This is a genomic window from uncultured Planktosalinus sp., from assembly GCF_963973675.1.
Taxonomy (GTDB): Bacteria; Bacteroidota; Bacteroidia; order Flavobacteriales; family Flavobacteriaceae; genus Planktosalinus.
Genome location: NZ_CAXBAN010000299.1, coordinates 1 through 3,335 on the forward strand (window position 1 = coordinate 1; position 3,335 = coordinate 3,335).

At 32.8% G+C, this 3,335-nt stretch carries 6 protein-coding genes; 4 read left to right on the top strand and 2 right to left on the bottom strand.

Going from position 1 to position 3,335, the window contains the following annotated elements:
* The 4 genes from AACY61_RS10835 to AACY61_RS10850 all read left to right on the top strand — a co-directional run.
* A partial coding sequence (locus AACY61_RS10835; protein ID WP_339611597.1) for a phosphoenolpyruvate carboxykinase (ATP) occupies nt 1-473 on the top strand: 473 nt, incomplete at its 5' end.
* A gap of 18 nt (nt 474-491) precedes the next feature.
* Entirely contained in the window at nt 492-1,235 is a 744-nt protein-coding gene (locus AACY61_RS10840; protein ID WP_339611598.1) for a hypothetical protein, read from the top strand.
* A gap of 95 nt (nt 1,236-1,330) precedes the next feature.
* Nucleotides 1,331-1,504 (top strand): hypothetical protein, encoded by a 174-nt coding sequence (locus AACY61_RS10845; RefSeq protein WP_339611599.1) that lies wholly within the window; start codon nt 1,331-1,333, stop codon nt 1,502-1,504.
* 335 nt (nt 1,505-1,839) lie between these two features.
* On the top strand, nt 1,840-2,412 hold the full coding sequence (locus tag AACY61_RS10850; RefSeq protein ID WP_339611600.1) for a hypothetical protein: 573 nt from the start codon (nt 1,840-1,842) through the stop codon (nt 2,410-2,412).
* Between the two features lie 67 nt (nt 2,413-2,479).
* On the opposite strand, the gene AACY61_RS10855 is transcribed toward AACY61_RS10850, so the two are convergent.
* On the bottom strand, nt 2,480-3,229 hold the full coding sequence (locus tag AACY61_RS10855; protein ID WP_339611601.1) for a uroporphyrinogen-III synthase: 750 nt from the start codon (nt 3,227-3,229) through the stop codon (nt 2,480-2,482).
* 18 nt (nt 3,230-3,247) lie between these two features.
* Nucleotides 3,248-3,335: DUF4271 domain-containing protein (locus AACY61_RS10860; protein WP_339611602.1), on the bottom strand; the 88-nt coding region annotated here is incomplete at its 5' end.

The window sequence follows — 3,335 nt, forward strand, 5'->3', positions numbered from 1 at the left end:
ATACCGCCAAAGTAGCTGGTACTGAAGCCGGTGTGGATGAGCCCATGCCCAACTTCTCAGCCTGTTTTGGAGCACCGTTTATGCCGTTACATCCCACCAAATATGCTGAAATGCTCAGTAAAAAAATGAAGGATGCAGGAGTTAACGTCTGGTTAATCAATACAGGATGGACCGGTGGTCCTTATGGTATTGGGAGCAGAATGAAATTAAAATACACCAGGGCTATGATCACAGCAGCTATGAATGGCGAGTTGGCTACTGTAGATTTTGAACAACATCCTATTTTTGGACTTGCAATGCCTACCCATTGCCCCAATGTACCAGACGAAGTGCTGAATCCAAAAAGCACCTGGAAAAATGCTAAAGCTTATGATGTTCAGGCCAAAGAACTAGCAGCTTCCTTTAGGGAAAACTTTGCCAAATTTGAATCTTATGCCAATGAAGAAATTCTGAGAGGTGCGCCTATTGGATAATAGCTTTTAAAAATAAATATGAAAGCACGACCAATATTTGTTGGTCGTGCTTTTTTTATTGAGTTATATTTCAATTTGTTATTTTTGTTAAAACTATTGTTGTTTTTGCTAATGTTTAAGAAGCTCACAAATCTTTTAATATTAATTCCATTGCTTCATTTCAGCCAGACTGAAGCTATTGAACCACATACCGCATCAAATTGGGCGATTGAGTTAAAAACAGGTTTTACTTTTCAAGTTGACGAACTTGCGCGCATCAATGAACAACCTCCCTTGGATCAAGATATTGGCAATGGTATAAAACTTCAATTCACACCAGCAATGCATTATTCATTACTGGATAATTTATGGGTTGGAGGGCATTTAGGCTTTGGTTTTACAAATTATTCAGATAAAAACAGAAATATAAAAAGCACTTCTGAAAATTATAGAATCGGGGTTCAATTGCGATATAATTTTTTAAAAATAATTTCTGAGATTTACCTTCATAGTGAAGTAGGCTCTAATTATAATTATATCAATCTTCGTGAAAGTGGACTTCTACAATTTAAGGAATCTAATGCTTATCTAAAATCATATCTGGATATAGGTATAAATTTGATTTTTACTGAAAATTGGACCTTTGTGTTGATATTTAAAGATGTGTTGTATAATTATAGTTCTGCGCCTAATTTTGAAAATCGTAAAGGTTTTGGCAATTCTAATGTTTTTAAAGATTTTATAGACTTTCCTTCTTTTTCTGTTATTTATCGATTACATTAAATAGTATGTGTATGAAAATCAGTATGTAAAATGATTTTTTAACGTTCTGTATTGAAAAAAAATCTTATATTGTGGTCAAAGTAAACACTTTAATTATGAAAAAAATATTTTTATTAATCTCAGTACTTACATTAATTTCTTGTTCTAATGCAGATGAAAATTCAATTAATGCAGAAAACTTGTCTAATACAGAAGAAATTATTCCAAAATCAACTCCCGACCATTTTGGAATAGATATTAATATTCAATTATTTAAAAAACGAGTATAGGTAGTACTACTTGTAGTACTGGCTTTGGGTTTTGTGTTACGATTGTAATTATATTAAGAAATCAGCAAGAGTCGGATATACCTGCTTACGATAAAATCGAAGAAGAGGTCTTTTTTGTTGCAAAACTTATAGATGAAAATAGTTTAGAGTTACATTTTCCTTCAGAAATTTTAGATTCTCCGTACCACAATGATTCAGATTTTATAAATTTTGAAGTTCCTGAAGATGCAGATTTTGGTGATGTTACCCTTTTACAAGGTAGTTACCCTTTACAATTTGATGAAAATGGAAACTTAGTTTACACAATTGATGTTTCATTAAATTAAAAAAATGAAATGAAAACATATTTATCACTTATCATTGTATTTTTAAGCTCATTTTTTCTTATTAATGCACAAGAAACCAACTATCTAAAATATATAGAAAATGAATCCAAAGCCTTAAGTGTTCCTGTAGAATCCTTTTTTTATGTGTCTGATTCTTCTACTGAAAAATTTATAGAAAACATGCAACCTGCACTAATTGCTTTTGTGAAAGGAGAACTCTCAACTTCTATTGATGAAATAGAAGCTCACGATGAACAAAATGGCGTGGTTAATTTAAACTCAAGTTGTAGTGTGCAACAACTTACAAAAGATCACATAGTAAAACATTTGAATGATAAAAAGTCTTATGAAGGCATTGTAATAAAAAACATCCAAAATCAAAAGACCTTTACTTTTAATGAAGACCAAATTGTTGCTGTTGTTTTATACAGTTCAAAATTAAGACCGTTTATGGATCAATATTTAGCACCACTTAAAAAACTAAAAGAGGAAGAAAACATTCCTTATATCATCTTAACCATGGACTTGGAAGAAATTAAAGGGCTTCCTGATTTGTATCAAAACTCAGTTTTTGAAAACTAAACATAACTTCAAACAAAAAGCGGCTCTTTTAAAGATGCCGCTTTTTTTTAGTTTTATTGGATGTGATTTATTTCTTTTTGTTGGCTTCCACGATGTATTTTTCCAACGCCATGGTCATTGAAGGCGTTTCAGGAGTGGGTGCCTGGATATCCACGCGCAAACCACTTTCTTTGGCTGCCTGAACAGTGGTGTTTCCAAAAACGGCAATACGGGTTTCATTTTGTTCAAAGTCAGGGAAGTTTTCCAAAAGTGATTTAATCCCGCTGGGGCTGAAAAACACTAAAATATCATAATAGACATCTTTCAGGTCTGAAAGGTCGCTTACCACGGTTTTGTAAAAAGTGGCTTGTTTCCATTTTACTTTTAAAGAGTCTAATATTTCGGGGACTTCCGGTTTTAGAGCATCTGAACAAGGCAATAAAAAATTCTCATTTTTATATTTTTTGATCATTGGTGATAGCTCAGAAAAGGTGCGTTTGCCCACATAAATCTTCCGCTTGCGGTACACTACATATTTTTGCAGGTAAAAAGCCACGGCTTCAGATAAACAAAAGTATTTAAGTGTGTCAGGTACTTTAAAGCGCATTTCTTCAGCAATTCTAAAAAAATGGTCTACAGAATTTCTGCTGGTAAGTATGATTGCAGAGTAGTTATTCAAATCTACTTTCTGAGCTCTTACATCTTTACTGGAAACCCCCTCGACGTGAATAAAGGGTCTGAAGTCAATTTTCACTTTTTGCTTTTCAACAAGCTCAAAGTAGGGTGAGTTTTCGATTTTAGGTTCTGGTTGGGAAACCAAAATTGTTTTCACTTTCATAGACGGTGTTTAAATACGTTAATTCAAAATCGTTACTACTTTATATAGAATAAAATAGGGGGCAATTTCAAGTGCGGAAAGATATAAAATAAAATAGAATAAATTA

What these genes read in the sequence shown, in the direction of transcription:
- AACY61_RS10840 (WP_339611598.1), top strand. Translation starts at nt 492, where the DNA reads ATGAAAGCACGACCAATATTTGTTGGTCGTGCTTTTTTTATTGAGTTA.
- AACY61_RS10845 (WP_339611599.1), top strand. Translation starts at nt 1,331, where the DNA reads ATGAAAAAAATATTTTTATTAATCTCAGTACTTACATTAATTTCTTGT.
- AACY61_RS10850 (WP_339611600.1), top strand. Translation starts at nt 1,840, where the DNA reads ATGAAAACATATTTATCACTTATCATTGTATTTTTAAGCTCATTTTTT.
- AACY61_RS10855 (WP_339611601.1), bottom strand. Translation starts at nt 3,229, where the DNA reads ATGAAAGTGAAAACAATTTTGGTTTCCCAACCAGAACCTAAAATCGAA.